We start from the raw sequence: 16,971 nt of genomic DNA on the forward strand, positions 1-16,971 counted from the left end.
GGGTCACACTGTTAAATAGAGAAATATCTCGTCGATGGCGCAATTCTACTCTGCAAAACGACGCGTGACGACGCGTCAGATCATAACCGTTACCGTCAATGACCTCGATCCTTTTGGTCAGGGCGTCGCTCGCCATAACGGAAAAGCGTTGTTTATACCGGAATTGCTACCCCAGGAAAGCGCCGAGGTGGTGATTACCGAAGATAAAAAACAGTTCGCCCGCGCGCAAGTAAAACGACGTTTGAACAACAGCCCTGAGCGTGAAGTGCCACGTTGCCCGCATTTTGGCGTATGCGGCGGTTGCCAGCAGCAGCATGCCAGCATCTCGTTACAGCAGCGTAGTAAAAGCGCGGCGTTGTCGCGTTTAATGAAATGTGACGTGTCGGATGTTATAGCTGATACGCCGTGGGGCTATCGTCGTCGTGCCCGATTGAGCCTGAACTATCGGCCAAAAGAACAAAAATTGCAGATGGGGTTTCGTAAATCAGGCTCCAGCGACATTATCGATGTCAAACAATGCCCTGTTTTGGTGCCCCAGCTTGAAGCGTTATTGCCCCATCTCAGGGCGTGTCTGGAAAGTCTTCAAGGGTTACGCCACCTTGGACATGTTGAATTGGTGCAGGCAGGGAGCGGAACCCTGATGATTTTGCGCCACACGGCGCCATTAAGTGCAGCGGATAAAGAAAAACTGGAATGCTTTTCGCATTCTCTGGGGCTGTCTTTGTTTCTGGCCCCGCAAAGCGAGATACTGGAATCAATATCAGAAGAATCACCCTGGTATGACTCAAATGGACTACGGTTAACCTTCAGCCCGCGTGATTTTATTCAGGTCAATGAAGGGGTAAACCAGCAAATGGTGGCCCGTGCGTTGGAATGGCTCGATGTTCAACCTGAAGATCGCGTACTCGATCTGTTCTGCGGAATGGGCAATTTTACTCTGCCGCTGGCAACTCGGGCAGCAAGCGTGGTTGGCGTGGAAGGTGTTCCGGCGTTGGTGGAGAAAGGTCGGGAGAACGCGCTGAATAACGGATTACACAATGTGACGTTCTTTCATGAAAACCTTGAGGAAGATGTTACCCGGCAGCCGTGGGCGAAAAACGGATTCGACAAAGTATTGCTCGATCCTGCGCGTGCGGGGGCTGCTGGTGTGATGCAACATATTATAAAATTAGAACCTATACGCGTTGTTTATGTATCCTGTAACCCGGCAACGCTGGCTCGTGACAGCGATGCTTTGCTCAATGCGGGATATGCCATCCGGCGGCTGGCGATGCTCGATATGTTCCCGCACACTGGACACCTGGAATCAATGGTCCTGTTTGAGCGTTTGTAATGAACTTAATACCCATTGGATTTCGCCTTGTAATGCTGTGTGAAAGACAATGGGTTCGGCTTGTCGACTTCGACAGGCCATGCCCCTTAAGGAGAGGACGATGGTTGCGGTAAGAAGTGCACATTTAAATAAAGCTGGTGAGTTTGATCCCAAGAAATGGATCGCGAGTCTGGGGATCTCCAGCCAGCAGTCGTGTGAACGCTTAGCCGAAACCTGGGCGTACTGCCTCCAGCAGACACAGGGGCATCCGGATGCGGATCTGCTGCTGTGGCGTGGCGTGGAGATGGTAGAAATTCTCTCCATGTTGAGCATGGATATCGACACGCTGCGTGCAGCAATGCTGTTCCCTCTGGCTGATGCCAACGTGGTAAGTGAAGACATCCTGCGCGAGAGCGTGGGCAAATCCATTGTTCATCTTATCCACGGCGTGCGTGATATGGCGGCGATACGCCAGCTTAAAGCCACGCATACCGATTCAGTTTCTTCCGAGCAGGTCGATAACGTCCGCCGCATGCTGCTGGCAATGGTGGATGACTTTCGCTGTGTGGTCATCAAGCTGGCAGAGCGGATTGCCCATCTGCGTGAAGTGAAAGACGCGCCGGAAGATGAACGCGTTCTGGCGGCAAAAGAGTGCACCAATATCTATGCACCGCTGGCCAACCGTTTGGGAATCGGGCAATTAAAATGGGAGCTGGAAGATTACTGCTTCCGTTATCTGCACCCGGCTGAATACAAACGCATTGCCAAGCTGCTGCATGAACGTCGTATCGACCGGGAGCATTACATTGATGAGTTCGTTGGTCATTTGCGCTCAGAGATGAAAACGGAAGGCGTCAAAGCTGAAGTGTACGGGCGTCCGAAGCATATCTACAGCATCTGGCGCAAAATGCAGAAAAAGCAGTTGGCCTTCGATGAACTGTTCGATGTGCGCGCAGTGCGTATCGTGGCAGAGCGTTTACAGGACTGCTATGCCGCGCTCGGGATAGTACATACTCACTATCGCCATCTGCCGGATGAGTTTGATGACTACGTCGCGAACCCGAAACCCAACGGCTACCAGTCAATCCATACGGTTGTGCTGGGGCCGGGTGGGAAAACTATTGAAATTCAGATCCGTACCAAACAGATGCACGAAGATGCCGAACTGGGCGTCGCGGCACACTGGAAGTACAAAGAGGGCACTGCTTCAGGCGCCGCGCGCTCTGGTCATGAAGATCGTATTGCATGGCTGCGTAAGCTGATCGCCTGGCAGGAAGAGATGGCAGATTCCGGTGAAATGCTGGATGAAGTTCGTAGCCAGGTCTTTGATGACCGCGTGTACGTCTTTACACCGAAAGGCGACGTTGTGGATCTGCCAGCAGGCTCCACGCCGCTCGATTTTGCTTACCACATTCATAGTGATGTGGGGCATCGTTGCATTGGCGCGAAAATTGGTGGACGCATCGTACCGTTTACCTACCAACTACAGATGGGCGATCAAATTGAAATTATCACCCAGAAACAGCCAAACCCAAGCCGCGACTGGTTGAACCCTAACCTTGGCTACGTAACCACCAGTCGTGGGCGTTCGAAGATCCACGCCTGGTTCCGTAAACAGGACCGTGATAAGAACATTCTTGCAGGTCGCCAGATCCTCGACGATGAACTGGCGCATTTAGGCATCAGCCTGAAAGAAGCGGAAAAACATCTGCTGCCGCGCTACAGTTTCAATGAGCTGGATGAACTGTTGGCGGCGATTGGCGGAGGAGACATCCGCCTCAACCAGATGGTGAATTTCCTGCAGGCGCAGTTTAATAAGCCAAGCGCTGCCGAACAGGATGCCGCCGCGCTGAAACAGCTTCAGCAGAAAACGCACGCACCGCAGAGTCGCCGTAAAGACGACGGTCGTGTCGTGGTGGAAGGGGTAGGTAACCTGATGCACCACATCGCTCGCTGCTGCCAGCCGATTCCAGGCGATGAGATTGTCGGGTTTATTACCCAGGGACGCGGTATTTCTGTGCACCGGGCTGATTGTGAACAGCTGACTGAGCTGCGCTCCCATGCGCCGGAACGTATTGTTGATGCGGTCTGGGGCGAAAGTTACTCTGCAGGGTATTCGCTGGTGGTTCGCGTCCAGGCCAACGATCGCAGTGGCTTGTTACGTGATATCACCACGATTCTCGCCAACGAGAAGGTAAACGTGCTGGGAGTTGCCAGCCGGAGTGATACCAAACAACAGCTTGCCACCATTGATATGACCATCGAAATCTACAACCTGCAGGTGCTCGGGCGCGTGCTCGGCAAGCTGAACCAGGTACCGGATGTGATCGACGCACGTCGTCTGCACGGTAATTAATCATTATGTAGGCCGGATAACCTTGTAGGCCTGATAAGACGCGTTAGCGTTGCCATCAGGCATTGCTATGTTGCCTGATGTCGCCTTATCCGGCCTACCGTATTGAAATTTCAGGATATTCCAATGAATCAAATCGACCGACTGCTCGGTATTATGCAGCGCCTGCGCGACCCGGAGAACGGCTGTCCGTGGGACAAAGAGCAGACATTCGCCACTATTGCTCCTTATACCCTCGAAGAAACTTATGAAGTGCTGGACGCGATTGCGCGAGAAGACTTCGACGACCTGCGTGGAGAGTTGGGGGATCTGCTGTTCCAGGTGGTGTTTTACGCCCAGATGGCTCAGGAAGAAGGACGCTTCAACTTTGATGATATTTGCGCTGCGATAAGCGATAAGCTTGAACGCCGCCACCCGCATGTTTTTGCTGATGTTTCTGCAAGTAACAGCACCGAGGTGCTTACCCGTTGGGAGCAAATCAAAACCGAAGAACGTGCTGAGAAGGCACAGCATTCCGCGCTCGACGATATTCCCCGTAGTTTACCGGCATTAATGCGCGCCCAAAAAATCCAGAAACGCTGCTCAAATGTTGGCTTCGACTGGAAAACATTAGGACCGGTTGTCGACAAGGTTTACGAAGAGATCGACGAAGTCATGTTTGAGGCGAAGCAGGCTGTTGTCGACCAGGCTAAACTGGAGGAGGAAATGGGCGATCTGCTGTTTGCCACGGTCAATATGGCCCGGCATTTAGGCACTAAAGCAGAGACTGCTTTGCAAAAAGCGAACGAGAAATTTGAGCGACGTTTTCGTGAGGTTGAGCGAATTGTGGCTGCTCGCGGTCTGGAAATGACTGGTGTTGATCTGGAAACTATGGAAGAAGTCTGGCAACAGGTAAAACGGCAGGAAATTGATCTCTAAGGGATTTCGTCGGTCAAGGGCGATTTGTGTGATTTTTTAAATAACAAGCGCTTGATTTACGTCAAAAACATTTACCCCAAAGGGGCTATTTTCTCACTCCCGATGTTAATGTGAGCCTGGTGAAGAGGAGGAATAATGAAAGTTTGTGGCGCTCGTCATGTTCGGGTATACTACTTTCCCGTCTTGGTAATTCCATCGTTTCACCCTAACTTCTCAGGTCCAGCATGACAACGAACTATATTTTTGTGACCGGCGGGGTCGTATCCTCTCTGGGAAAAGGCATTGCCGCAGCCTCCCTGGCAGCCATTCTTGAAGCCCGTGGCCTCAATGTAACCATGATGAAACTGGATCCGTACATCAACGTCGATCCAGGTACTATGAGCCCAATCCAACACGGGGAAGTGTTCGTTACCGAAGACGGCGCTGAAACCGACCTGGACCTGGGTCACTATGAGCGCTTCATTCGTACCAAAATGAGCCGCCGCAACAACTTCACTACGGGTCGTATCTACTCCGACGTTCTGCGTAAAGAACGCCGTGGTGACTACCTGGGCGCGACCGTTCAGGTTATCCCGCACATCACGAATGCCATTAAAGAGCGTGTTCTGGAAGGCGGTGAAGGTCATGATGTTGTTCTGGTTGAAATCGGCGGAACCGTTGGGGATATCGAATCTCTGCCGTTCCTTGAAGCGATTCGCCAGATGGCCGTAGAAATTGGTCGCGAGCACACGCTGTTTATGCATCTGACGCTGGTTCCGTACATGGCAGCGGCAGGTGAAGTCAAAACTAAACCGACTCAGCACTCTGTAAAAGAGCTGCTTTCTATCGGTATTCAGCCAGATATCCTGATTTGCCGCTCCGATCGCGCAGTTCCGGCTAATGAACGTGCAAAAATTGCATTGTTCTGTAACGTTCCGGAAAAAGCGGTGATTTCTCTGAAAGATGTCGATTCCATCTATAAAATCCCGGGCCTGTTGAAATCTCAGGGCCTTGACGATTATATTTGTAAACGATTCAGCTTGAACTGTCCGGAAGCTAATCTGTCAGAATGGGAACAGGTTATCTACGAAGAAGCGAATCCGGCAGGCGAAGTGACTATCGGTATGGTCGGCAAGTACATTGAACTGCCGGATGCCTATAAATCAGTTATCGAAGCGCTGAAGCATGGCGGTCTGAAGAATCGTGTCACCGTCAATATCAAGCTGATCGATTCACAAGATGTCGAAACGCGTGGCGTTGAGATCCTGAAAGGTCTTGATGCAATCCTGATCCCTGGCGGCTTCGGCTACCGTGGTGTTGAAGGTAAAATCGCGACGGCGCGCTTTGCGCGTGAGAACAATATTCCTTATCTGGGCATTTGCCTGGGTATGCAGGTTGCGTTGATTGAGTTTGCACGTAACGTAGTGGGTATGGACAACGCCAACTCCACGGAATTTGTGCCAGACTGTAAGTACCCGGTGGTGGCCCTGATTACCGAATGGCGCGATGAAGACGGCAACGTCGAAGTCCGTACCGAGAAGAGCGATCTGGGCGGCACTATGCGTCTTGGTGCGCAGCAGTGTCAGTTGAGCGACGATAGCCTGGTTCGTCAACTGTACGGCGCGCCGACAATTGTTGAACGCCACCGCCACCGTTACGAAGTCAACAATATGCTGTTGAAACAGATTGAAGCTGCGGGTCTGCGTATTGCAGGCCGTTCCGGTGATGATCAGTTGGTCGAGATCATTGAGGTACCGAATCATCCGTGGTTCGTGGCCTGTCAGTTCCACCCGGAATTTACTTCCACGCCACGTGATGGGCACCCGCTGTTTGCCGGCTTTGTGAAAGCCGCCAGTGAACATCAGAAGCGTCAGGCGAAGTAAGAAGTAAATAAGTTAGAACGGCAATGCACCCATCAGGGTGCATTGTTTGTCTGGAGTTTTAGTTTAACTTGTACTGAGGAAAATCTAATGTCCAAAATCGTTAAAATCATCGGTCGTGAAATCATCGACTCCCGTGGTAACCCGACTGTTGAAGCCGAAGTACACCTGGAAGGTGGTTTCGTTGGTATGGCAGCAGCTCCGTCAGGTGCTTCTACTGGTTCCCGCGAAGCACTGGAACTGCGCGATGGCGACAAATCCCGTTTCATGGGTAAAGGCGTACTGAAAGCTGTTGCAGCTGTTAACGGCCCAATTGCTCAGGCTCTGCTGGGTAAAGATGCTAAAGATCAGGCTGGCATCGACAAGATCATGATCGATCTGGACGGTACTGAAAACAAATCCAACTTCGGTGCAAACGCCATCCTGGCTGTGTCCCTGGCGAACGCCAAAGCAGCAGCTGCTGCTAAAGGCCTGCCGCTGTATGCACACATCGCTGAACTGAACGGTACTCCGGGTAAATACTCCATGCCAGTTCCGATGATGAACATCATCAACGGTGGTGAGCACGCTGACAACAACGTCGACATCCAGGAATTCATGATTCAGCCGGTTGGCGCTAAGACTCTGAAAGAAGCCGTTCGTATGGGTTCTGAAGTGTTCCACAACCTGGCTAAAGTTCTGAAAGCTAAAGGTATGAACACTGCAGTTGGTGACGAAGGCGGCTACGCGCCGAACCTGGGTTCCAACGCTGAAGCTCTGGCTGTAATCGCTGAAGCGGTTAAAGCAGCTGGCTACGAGCTGGGCAAAGACATCACTCTGGCGATGGACTGTGCAGCTTCTGAATTCTACAAAGACGGTAAATACGTTCTGGCTGGCGAAGGCAACAAAGCATTCACCTCCGAAGAATTCACTCACTTCCTGGAAGAACTGACCAAACAGTACCCGATCGTGTCCATCGAAGATGGTCTGGACGAGTCTGACTGGGATGGTTTCGCATACCAGACTAAAGTACTGGGCGACAAAATCCAGCTGGTTGGTGACGATCTGTTCGTAACCAACACCAAGATCCTGAAAGAAGGCATCGAAAAAGGCATCGTTAACTCCATCCTGATCAAATTCAACCAGATCGGTTCTCTGACCGAAACTCTGGCTGCGATCAAAATGGCGAAAGACGCTGGCTACACCGCTGTCATCTCTCACCGTTCTGGCGAAACTGAAGATGCTACCATCGCTGATCTGGCTGTTGGTACCGCTGCAGGCCAGATCAAAACTGGTTCTATGAGCCGTTCTGACCGCGTTGCTAAGTACAACCAGCTGATTCGTATCGAAGAAGCTCTGGGTGAACAAGCACCGTATAACGGTCGTAAAGAGATCAAAGGTCAGGCGTAATCCTGTTCTTTAACTCTTAACGTAAAAACCCGCTGCGGCGGGTTTTTTTATGCTTTTAAAGCAGTAGAGGAAGTGTTGCGCTGGCTGTTTGCTGGCTCACATCACTGTACTTTTCATCCAGCGCAATCAGCGACGTGGTGAGAAGTTCAACCAACAGCATCACACCCACCTTGGCGTTTAGCGCACCAGCACTCAACGGACCTTCTGGTTTGGCTGCGACCAGTTGAATATCGCTCAGCGAAGCCAGCGGACTGCGCGGCGTATTACTCAGCGCCAGTACGCGCACGCCTTGCTTACGCGCCAGTTTCACGACATGCAGCAGATCGCGCGTGGAGCCTGAACTGGAGATCGCTACCACGAGCGTATTTTTGCTAAGCGTAGTGGCATTCATGGCTGCGCGGTGCATGTCGCTGAACAGTTGCGCGGGTTTGCCGAGGCGCAGGAGTTTGTAATGTAAATACTCCCCCAGAATAGCGCTGGCCGCTACGCCATAAATCTGTACCGACTGAGCCTGATGTAGCGCCAGAGCGGCGGATTCCAGTAATGTCCTGTCGAGTAACTTTGCTGTGTCCTGCAGCGCTTGCACGGATTCATTGACCACATTGTCAATTTCATCCCCGCTGTGCTCTACCGGCTGTCCTTGCTGGAGATCGAGAGCCAGCGCCATTTTGAATTCGTTATAACCCTTACACCCAAGCGTGCGGCACAGACGTGTGACGCTCGCCTCGCTGGTGTCGCTTTCACGCGCCAGTTCGGTAATCGTCAGGTAGACAACTTTTGCCGGATCACTAAGCACAAACTCTCCCAGCTTCTGCTGTGTTCGGCTATATCCGTCAACGCCCTGGCGCAATCTCAGCAGCAGGTTTTCATTTTCTGACATGCAAAATCCTTAATGCGTTTCTCTGCTGATAGTGTGGCGGAAAGCAGGGGAGAGATGCCAGTCATTTTAAAAAAGTATGATCGGCTTCCTGGTTTTTGATGATAATTTTCATTTATAAAATTAATTATGGTAAAAATTTTCATCATTAATCGGGGAGATGAAAAAATGATGCAAATGTTTAGCGGCGCCTCATCGGGCGCATGGTTTGAAAAGGCACAGCGGTTTGGCAAATCGTTCATGCTGCCGATTGCGGTACTGCCCGCTGCGGGGCTGTTGTTAGGGATTGGCGGTGCGCTGTCGAATCCAAACACATTGACGGCGTATCCGTTTTTGGACGTTGACTGGTTACAGGCAATCTTCACGATCATGACCAGCGCAGGTTCTATTGTGTTTGCCAACCTGTCGGTACTTTTTGCGGTGGGTGTGGCAGTAGGATTGGCGAAAACGGACAAAGGCACCGCCGGGCTTGCTGCATTGCTGGCATTTCTGGTGATGAACGCCACCATCAACGCTTTATTGACACTCAACGGAACGCTGGCGCACGAGAATCCCGGTGCCGTAGGCCAGGGGATGACGCTGGGTATTCAGACGCTGGAAACAGGCGTATTTGGTGGGGTGGTGATTGGGCTTGTCACCTGCGCGCTGCATAGCCGTTTCAATAAAGTCTCGCTGCCTCAGTTCCTTGGTTTCTTCAGCGGTTCGCGCTTTGTGCCGATTATTAGCTCCCTTGCCGCGATTGTAGTGGGTGCGGTCATGACGGTGGTTTGGCCGCATTTCCAGAAACTCATTTTTGGACTGGGTGGTCTGGTGGATGCGACCGGTTATCTGGGTACGCTGTTGTACGGCTTCATCCTGCGTATGCTTGGCCCACTGGGGTTACACCATATCTTTTATTTACCGTTCTGGACCACAGCGCTTGGCGGGAGTGAAATCGTCAACGGCCAGTTGGTTGAAGGCACGCAGCGTATTTTCTTCGCGCAACTTGCCGATCCGAATACGCAGCAGTTCTATGCGGGCACCTCGCGCTTTATGTCCGGGCGCTTTATCACCATGATGTTTGGCCTGCTTGGCGCATGTCTTGCGATGTACCATACTGCAAAACCAGAGAACAGAAAGCTTGTCGCCGGACTGCTGTTGTCTGCGGCCCTGACCTCTTTCCTGACGGGGATCACTGAGCCTATCGAGTTCTCCTTCCTGTTTGTCGCACCTGTGTTATACGTCATTCACGCCTTCTTCGATGGTCTGGCGTTTATGATGGCGCATATTTTACATATCACCATCGGGCAAACCTTTTCGGGTGGGCTTATCGATTTCCTCCTCTTCGGTGTGCTACAGGGGGAAGCTAAAACCAACTGGATGTACGTCCCTATGGTGGGGATCCCGTGGTTCTTCCTTTACTACTTCACCTTCCGCTATTTGATTAACCGCTTTAACTGGTTGACGCCTGGTCGTGAAAACGCAGCACCGACTGAATCCGGCCTGCCGCAAAGTGAGCGTGCTGCGGCTGTGATTGCCGGACTGGGAGGTAAAGAGAATCTGGAAGAGGTGGACTGTTGCGCCACACGTCTGCGCGTGACGGTAAAAGAGAGTAGCAAGGTCGATGAAGCGGCGCTGAAAGCGACCGGAGCGCGTGGCGTAATTATTCGCGGCAACGGGGTTCAGGTGATTTATGGCCCGCATGTCACCATCATCAAAAACGAAGTCGAAGAGATCTTATCGTAATGAAAACTGTACTGGATTCCCTGAAAGGTAAATTAATCGTCTCCTGCCAGGCGCTGGAAAATGAGCCCCTGCACAGTCCGTTTATTATGTCGCGTATGGCACTGGCGGCAGCGCAGGGAGGTGCTGTAGGTATTCGTGCGAACAGCGTGGTGGATATTCGCGCGATCAAAGAGAGCGTCTCCCTGCCGGTGATTGGGATTATCAAGCGTGATTATCCGGGTAGCGATGTGTTTATCACGGCCACGCTCCAGGAAGTGGATGAGCTAATGACCGTTGAGCCGGAGATTATTGCTCTGGATGCGACAGCGCGCCCGCGCCCAGGTGGACAAACGCTGGAAGAATTAGTTATGCAAATCCGCGCTCGCTACCCGTCTGTGCTGCTGATGGCGGATATCGCCACCATAGACGAGGCGGTGACAGCTGAGCGTCTGGGTTTTGACTGCGTGGGCACCACGCTCTACGGCTACACCGCTGACACTGCCGGGCATGTGCTGGCGGAAAACGACTGCGGTTTTTTACGTGAGGTATTGGCGGCGGTCAGCGTACCTGTCGTGGCAGAAGGAAACGTCGATACTCCGGAACGTGCCGCACGATGCCTGGAATTAGGTGCCCATACCGTGGTGGTTGGTGGCGCAATCACGCGTCCGCAGCAGATAACGGCACGCTTTGTCGCGGCGATCGCCTCGTAAAGCATCGATGGGGCATGATACTTTGGCGGGGATCTGCGATAATTATCGTTTATCCCCATATTGAGAGCGCTATGCAGTACCCGATTAACGAGATGTTCCAGACCCTGCAAGGTGAGGGTTACTTTACCGGCGTCCCCGCCATTTTTATTCGTTTACAGGGATGCCCGGTTGGCTGTGCCTGGTGCGATACCAAACACACCTGGGATAAGCTTGAGGATCGGGAAGTCTCCCTGTACAGCATCCTGGCCAAGACCAAAGAAAGCGACAAATGGGGGGCGGCGAGCAGTGAGGATCTGCTGGCGGTCATTTCGCGTCAGGGGTATACCGCCCGTCATGTGGTGATCACCGGCGGCGAGCCCTGCATTCATGACCTGATGCCGCTGACTGACCTGCTGGAAAAGAACGGCTTTAGCTGCCAGATTGAGACCAGTGGTACCCACGAAGTACGCTGTACGCCGAATACCTGGGTGACCGTATCGCCGAAGGTAAATATGCGTGGCGGTTATGATGTGCTGTCGCAGGCGCTGGAGCGCGCGAATGAAATCAAACATCCGGTTGGTCGCGTTCGCGATATTGAAGCGCTGGATGAACTGCTGGCAACGTTGAGCGACGACAAACCACGAATCATCGCCTTACAGCCAATCAGCCAGAAAGAAGATGCGACGCGTTTGTGTATTGATACCTGTATTGCGCGCAACTGGCGTCTGTCGATGCAAACCCATAAATATCTGAATATTGCCTGATAACTGTGCCGGGAGCGTTTCGCTTACCCGGCCAGAGTTTGTTGCTTGTTGCAGGCCGGATAAGACGCATTGCCATCCGGCAAGCCTACAATCACTCGCCGCGGTACACGCAGCCTGCTGTGCAGGTTTCTTTCACCATTACAGCACTTAGCAGAGGGACCACAGGTTTAATCTGATCCCAAATCCATTTGGCCAGCACTTCACTGGTTGGATTTTCTAAGCCAGGAATATCGTTCAAATAGTAGTGATCGAGTCTGTCATAAGTCGGCTTAAACGCGGCTTTTAACTCAGCAAAATCCATGATCCAACCGGTATGCGGATCGACTTCACCGGTAATTTCAAGACGCACCATAAATGAGTGACCATGCAGGCGGCCACACTTATGCCCTTCCGGTACGTGCGGCAGGCGGTGAGCGGCTTCGAAGGTGAAATCTTTAAACAAGGTGGTGGACATTATTTACTCTCAAGAATGCGAAAAACCGCCGTAGGGTACCGTAAAGCACAATTTTTATCATTAGTTAAAAGGGCGCTAAGCATCAGAACGTCATATTTACGCTGTTAATGTTTGATAACTATTTATATATCATATAGTTATTAAATCGTTTTTGTCGTTAATGACTATAACTAAAACAGGTTAGTCCATTTGGTTATTTGTTATTTCTATCCCTTCTTTAATTGTTACTATCCCCGCCGTTAACCTTATCTTCAGTTTGGGTTTTATTGCTGAAATCCGCTTTGCTTACTGGAACATGACAACGCATGACGACACAGGCCCCACCTTCCGCTCTGCTACCGCTAAACCCGGAGCAACTGGCACGCCTTCAGGCTGCCACGACCGATTTCACTCCCGCACAGCTTGCGTGGGTTTCTGGCTATTTTTGGGGCGTGCTGAATCAGCAGCCTGGTAGCAATGCAGCGGCGCTTGCGCCTGTCGCTGAAATGCCTGGCATTACGCTTATCTCCGCCTCGCAAACCGGTAATGCGCGTCGTGTGGCGGAAGCCCTGCGCGATGATCTGATCGCCGCGAAGCTCAACGTCACTCTGATCAACGCTGGCGACTATAAATTCAAACAAATCGCCAATGAAAAACTGCTGATCGTGGTGGCGTCGACGCAAGGGGAAGGTGAACCGGCGGAAGAAGCTGTGGCGTTGCATAAATTCCTGTTCTCGAAAAAAGCGCCAAAGCTCAATAACACCGCTTTTGCCGTGTTTGGTCTTGGCGATACCTCCTATGAATTCTTCTGCCAGGCCGGGAAAGACTTCGACAGCAAACTGGCCGAGCTGGGCGGTGAACGTCTGCTCGACCGCGTCGATGCCGACGTCGAATACCAGGCCGCCGCCGCTGAATGGCGCGCGCGTCTGGTCGAGGTACTGAAAGCCCGCGCGCCGGCGGCGCCATCGGTGCAGGCCGTGGCGGGCGGCGCGGTGAACGAGATTCACTCCAGCCCCTATACCAAAGAAGCGCCGCTGACGGCGTCGCTTGCGGTGAATCAGAAAATTACCGGCCGTAATTCGGAAAAAGATGTCCGCCATATCGAAATCGACCTTGGCGATTCCGGTCTGCGCTATCAGCCGGGCGACGCGCTGGGCGTGTGGTATCAGAACGACCCGGCGCTGGTCAAAGAGCTGGTTGAACTGCTGTGGCTGAAAGGTGATGAACCGGTGACGGTTGAAGGCAAAACCTTGTCGCTCGCTGAAGCGTTGCAGTGGCATTTCGAGCTGACGGTGAATACCGGCAATATCGTGGAGAACTATGCCACCTTAACCCGCAGCGAAACATTGCTGCCGTTAGTGGGTGACAAAGCACAGTTGCAGCATTATGCCGCCACCACGCCCATCGTCGATATGGTGCGCTTTTCCCCGGCGCAACTGGATGCTCAGGCGTTAGTTGATCTTCTGCGTCCGTTGACGCCGCGTTTGTACTCCATTGCCTCTTCTCAGGCGGAAGTGGAAAGCGAAGTGCACGTCACCGTGGGCGTGGTGCGTTATGAAATAGAAGGTCGCGCCCGTGCTGGTGGTGCTTCCAGTTTCCTCGCCGACCGCGTGGAAGAAGAAGGTGAAGTCCGCGTGTTCATTGAACACAACGACAATTTCCGCCTGCCGTCAAACCCGCAGACGCCGGTGATTATGATTGGCCCGGGTACGGGAATTGCACCGTTCCGTGCTTTCATGCAGCAGCGTGCGGCTGATGGAGCCGAAGGCAAAAACTGGCTGTTTTTCGGTAACCCGCACTTTACCGAAGATTTCCTGTATCAGGTGGAATGGCAGCGTTACGTCAAAGAGGGCGTACTGAGCCGTATCGATCTCGCCTGGTCCCGCGATCAAAAAGAAAAAGTCTACGTACAAGATAAACTGCGCCAACAGGGCGCGGAACTGTGGCGCTGGATTAACGACGGTGCCCACATTTATGTCTGCGGCGATGCCAATCGTATGGCGAAAGACGTTGAGCAGGCGTTGTTGGAAGTGATTGCCGAATTCGGTGGTATGGATATCGAAGCGGCGGATGAATTTTTAAGTGAGCTGCGCATTGAGCGCCGTTATCAGCGAGATGTCTACTAATGAGCGAAAAACATCCAGGACCATTGGTGGTCGAAGGCAAACTGTCCGACGCTGAGCGTATGAAGCTGGAAAGCAACTATCTGCGCGGTACCATTGCCGAAGATTTAAACGACGGCCTGACCGGCGGGTTTAAAGGCGACAACTTCCTGCTGATCCGTTTTCACGGTATGTACCAGCAGGACGACCGCGATATCCGCGCCGAACGTGCCGAGCAAAAGCTGGAGCCGCGTCACGCGATGCTGCTGCGCTGTCGTCTGCCGGGTGGAGTGATCACCACCAAACAGTGGCAGGCGATCGACAAGTTCGCCCATGACAACACTATTTACGGCAGCATTCGTCTGACCAACCGTCAGACCTTCCAGTTTCACGGCATTCTGAAGAAGAACGTTAAACCGGTACACCAGATGCTGCATTCCGTCGGCCTGGACGCACTGGCGACCGCCAACGATATGAACCGTAACGTGCTGTGCACCTCCAACCCGTATGAATCTGAGCTGCACGCCGAAGCCTACGAGTGGGCGAAAAAGATCTCCGAACATCTGCTGCCGCGCACCCGCGCCTATGCAGAGATCTGGCTTGATCAGGAAAAAGTTGCGACCACCGACGAGGAGCCGATCCTCGGTCAAACCTATCTGCCGCGTAAGTTTAAAACCACGGTGGTGATCCCACCGCAGAACGACATCGATCTGCATGCCAACGACATGAACTTCGTGGCGATTGCGGAAAACGGCAAGTTGGTGGGCTTTAACCTGCTGGTGGGCGGCGGTTTGTCAATTGAGCATGGCAATAAGAAAACTTACGCCCGGACGGCAAGCGAATTTGGTTATCTGCCGCTTGAGCATACACTGGCCGTGGCGGAAGCGGTGGTGACGACTCAGCGTGACTGGGGTAACCGTACCGATCGTAAAAACGCCAAAACCAAATACACGCTGGAACGCGTAGGCGTTGAGACCTTTAAAGCTGAAGTTGAGCGCCGCGCGGGGATCAAGTTTGAGCCTATCCGCCCGTACGAGTTCACCGGTCGCGGCGATCGTATCGGCTGGGTGAAAGGGATCGACAATAAATGGCATCTGACGCTGTTTATTGAAAACGGCCGTATCCTGGATTATCCGGGCCGTCCGTTGAAAACCGGTCTGCTTGAGATCGCGAAGATCCACAAAGGTGAGTTCCGTATTACCGCGAACCAGAACCTGATCATTGCAGGTGTTCCTGAGAGTGAAAAGGTGAAGATCGAGAAGATTGCGCAGAAGAGTGGCTTAATGAATGCGGTCACTCCGCAGCGTGAAAACTCGATGGCCTGCGTGTCGTTCCCAACCTGTCCGCTGGCGATGGCGGAGGCCGAGCGCTTCCTGCCAACGTTTATCGACAACATCGACACGCTGATGGCGAAGCACAGCCTGAGTGATGAAAATATTGTCATGCGTGTGACTGGCTGCCCGAACGGTTGCGGCCGCGCGATGCTGGCGGAAGTTGGTCTGGTGGGGAAAGCGCCCGGACGTTACAACCTCCATTTAGGGGGCAACCGTATTGGAACTCGCATTCCCCGGATGTTTAAAGAGAACATCACCGAGCCGGAAATTCTGGCATCGCTGGATGAACTGATTGGGCGCTGGGCGAAAGAGCGCGAAGCGGGTGAAGGCTTCGGTGACTTTACGGTGCGTGCGGGCATTATTCGCCCGGTGCTCGATCCTGCCCGGGATTTCTGGGAATAATGTGAAATTGACTTATCGGGTCTACTGAATTGGTAGATCTGATAAGCGCAGCGCCATCAGGCAAGGCAAACAGTGAGGAACTTATGTCCAAACTCGATCTCAACGCGTTGAACGAACTGCCGAAAGTTGAACGCGTTATGGCGTTGGCGCAAACCAACGACCAACTGGAAAAATTGAGCGCCGAGGATCGCGTGGCGTGGGCGCTGGAAAACCTGCCTGGCGAATATGTACTGTCATCAAGTTTTGGTATTCAGGCGGCAGTGAGCCTGCACCTGGTAAATCAGGTTCGCCCGGATATCCCAGTGATCCTCACCGATACCGGTTATCTGTTCCCGGAAACCTACCAGTTTATTGACGAGTTAACGGACAAGCTCAAGCTTAATCTGCAAGTCTACCGGGCGAAGGAAAGTGCGGCCTGGCAGGAAGCGCGCTATGGCAAACTGTGGGAGCAGGGCGTTGAGGGCATTGAAAAATACAATGACATCAACAAAGTCGAACCGATGAACCGGGCATTGCTGGAGCTGAACGCGCAGACCTGGTTTGCCGGTCTGCGCCGTGAGCAATCGGGCAGTCGTGCGCATTTACCGGTGCTGGCTATTCAGCGTGGTGTGTTTAAAGTTCTGCCGATCATCGACTGGGACAACCGTACGGTTTACCAGTATCTGCAAAAGCATGGTCTGAAGTACCATCCACTGTGGGATCAGGGCTATCTGTCAGTCGGCGATACCCATACCACCCGCAAATGGGAGCCGGGAATGGCGGAAGAAGAGACGCGGTTCTTTGGGCTGAAAAGAGAGTGCGGGCTGCACGAAGGCTAACTGTTAAAAGCCCGGTA

Annotated in this window: 13 protein-coding genes; 11 read left to right on the forward strand and 2 right to left on the reverse strand. The window is 52.7% G+C overall.

The features are described from left to right. The first annotated feature begins 34 nt into the window (after positions 1 to 34). The 5 genes from rlmD (at position 35) to eno (ending at position 7,831) form a co-directional block, all read left to right on the forward strand. On the forward strand, positions 35 to 1,333 hold the full coding sequence (gene rlmD / locus SK39_RS16300) for a 23S rRNA (uracil(1939)-C(5))-methyltransferase RlmD (RefSeq protein ID WP_032938359.1): 1,299 nt from the start codon (positions 35 to 37) through the stop codon (positions 1,331 to 1,333). 100 nt (positions 1,334 to 1,433) lie between these two features. After that, positions 1,434 to 3,668, forward strand: coding sequence for a GTP diphosphokinase (gene relA / locus SK39_RS16305; protein ID WP_003034123.1), 2,235 nt, complete (start codon positions 1,434 to 1,436; stop codon positions 3,666 to 3,668). Positions 3,669 to 3,791: 123 nt separating this feature from the next. After that, a complete protein-coding gene (mazG, locus tag SK39_RS16310; protein WP_003840346.1) occupies positions 3,792 to 4,583 on the forward strand; it encodes a nucleoside triphosphate pyrophosphohydrolase in 792 nt (263 codons plus the stop codon). A gap of 224 nt (positions 4,584 to 4,807) precedes the next feature. Next, a complete protein-coding gene (pyrG, locus tag SK39_RS16315) occupies positions 4,808 to 6,445 on the forward strand; it encodes a glutamine hydrolyzing CTP synthase (protein ID WP_003034127.1) in 1,638 nt (545 codons plus the stop codon). Positions 6,446 to 6,532: 87 nt separating this feature from the next. Then, the gene (gene eno, locus SK39_RS16320) at positions 6,533 to 7,831 is read left to right on the forward strand and encodes a phosphopyruvate hydratase (RefSeq protein ID WP_003034129.1); all 1,299 of its coding nucleotides are present in this window, start codon (positions 6,533 to 6,535) and stop codon (positions 7,829 to 7,831) included. A 55-nt stretch (positions 7,832 to 7,886) separates the two neighbouring features. On the opposite strand, the gene SK39_RS16325 is transcribed toward eno, so the two are convergent. Next, positions 7,887 to 8,711, reverse strand: coding sequence for a MurR/RpiR family transcriptional regulator (locus tag SK39_RS16325; protein ID WP_003034131.1), 825 nt, complete (start codon positions 8,709 to 8,711; stop codon positions 7,887 to 7,889). A 165-nt stretch (positions 8,712 to 8,876) separates the two neighbouring features. Here SK39_RS16325 and SK39_RS16330 point away from each other — a divergent pair, with 165 nt between their 5' ends. The 3 genes from SK39_RS16330 (at position 8,877) to queE (ending at position 11,865) form a co-directional block, all read left to right on the forward strand. After that, positions 8,877 to 10,433: a maltose/glucose-specific PTS transporter subunit IIC gene (locus SK39_RS16330; RefSeq protein WP_003034134.1), complete on the forward strand. Its 1,557-nt coding sequence runs from the start codon at positions 8,877 to 8,879 to the stop codon at positions 10,431 to 10,433. After that, positions 10,433 to 11,122, forward strand: coding sequence for an N-acetylmannosamine-6-phosphate 2-epimerase (locus tag SK39_RS16335; RefSeq protein WP_003846548.1), 690 nt, complete (start codon positions 10,433 to 10,435; stop codon positions 11,120 to 11,122). Before SK39_RS16330 ends, SK39_RS16335 begins: the two co-directional genes overlap by 1 nt. A 71-nt stretch (positions 11,123 to 11,193) precedes the next feature. After that, positions 11,194 to 11,865, forward strand: coding sequence for a 7-carboxy-7-deazaguanine synthase QueE (gene queE / locus SK39_RS16340; protein WP_003034139.1), 672 nt, complete (start codon positions 11,194 to 11,196; stop codon positions 11,863 to 11,865). A gap of 91 nt (positions 11,866 to 11,956) precedes the next feature. On the opposite strand, the gene queD is transcribed toward queE, so the two are convergent. Continuing rightward, entirely contained in the window at positions 11,957 to 12,319 is a 363-nt protein-coding gene (gene queD, locus SK39_RS16345; protein WP_003034142.1) for a 6-carboxytetrahydropterin synthase QueD, read from the reverse strand. 305 nt (positions 12,320 to 12,624) lie between these two features. Here queD and cysJ point away from each other — a divergent pair, with 305 nt between their 5' ends. The 3 genes from cysJ to cysH all read left to right on the forward strand — a co-directional run bounded on the left by cysJ (position 12,625) and on the right by cysH (position 16,954). Then, entirely contained in the window at positions 12,625 to 14,424 is a 1,800-nt protein-coding gene (gene cysJ, locus SK39_RS16350; RefSeq protein WP_032938358.1) for an NADPH-dependent assimilatory sulfite reductase flavoprotein subunit, read from the forward strand. Continuing rightward, positions 14,424 to 16,136: an assimilatory sulfite reductase (NADPH) hemoprotein subunit gene (gene cysI / locus SK39_RS16355; RefSeq protein ID WP_032938357.1), complete on the forward strand. Its 1,713-nt coding sequence runs from the start codon at positions 14,424 to 14,426 to the stop codon at positions 16,134 to 16,136. The genes cysJ and cysI overlap by 1 nt, the downstream gene beginning before the upstream one ends. Before the next feature lie 83 nt (positions 16,137 to 16,219). Then, entirely contained in the window at positions 16,220 to 16,954 is a 735-nt protein-coding gene (gene cysH / locus SK39_RS16360; RefSeq protein WP_032938355.1) for a phosphoadenosine phosphosulfate reductase, read from the forward strand. Positions 16,955 to 16,971 lie beyond the last annotated feature (17 nt).

Origin of the sequence: Citrobacter sp. BIDMC107, assembly GCF_001037575.1 — a bacterium.
In the GTDB taxonomy this organism is placed as follows: domain Bacteria; phylum Pseudomonadota; class Gammaproteobacteria; order Enterobacterales; family Enterobacteriaceae; genus Citrobacter; species Citrobacter freundii.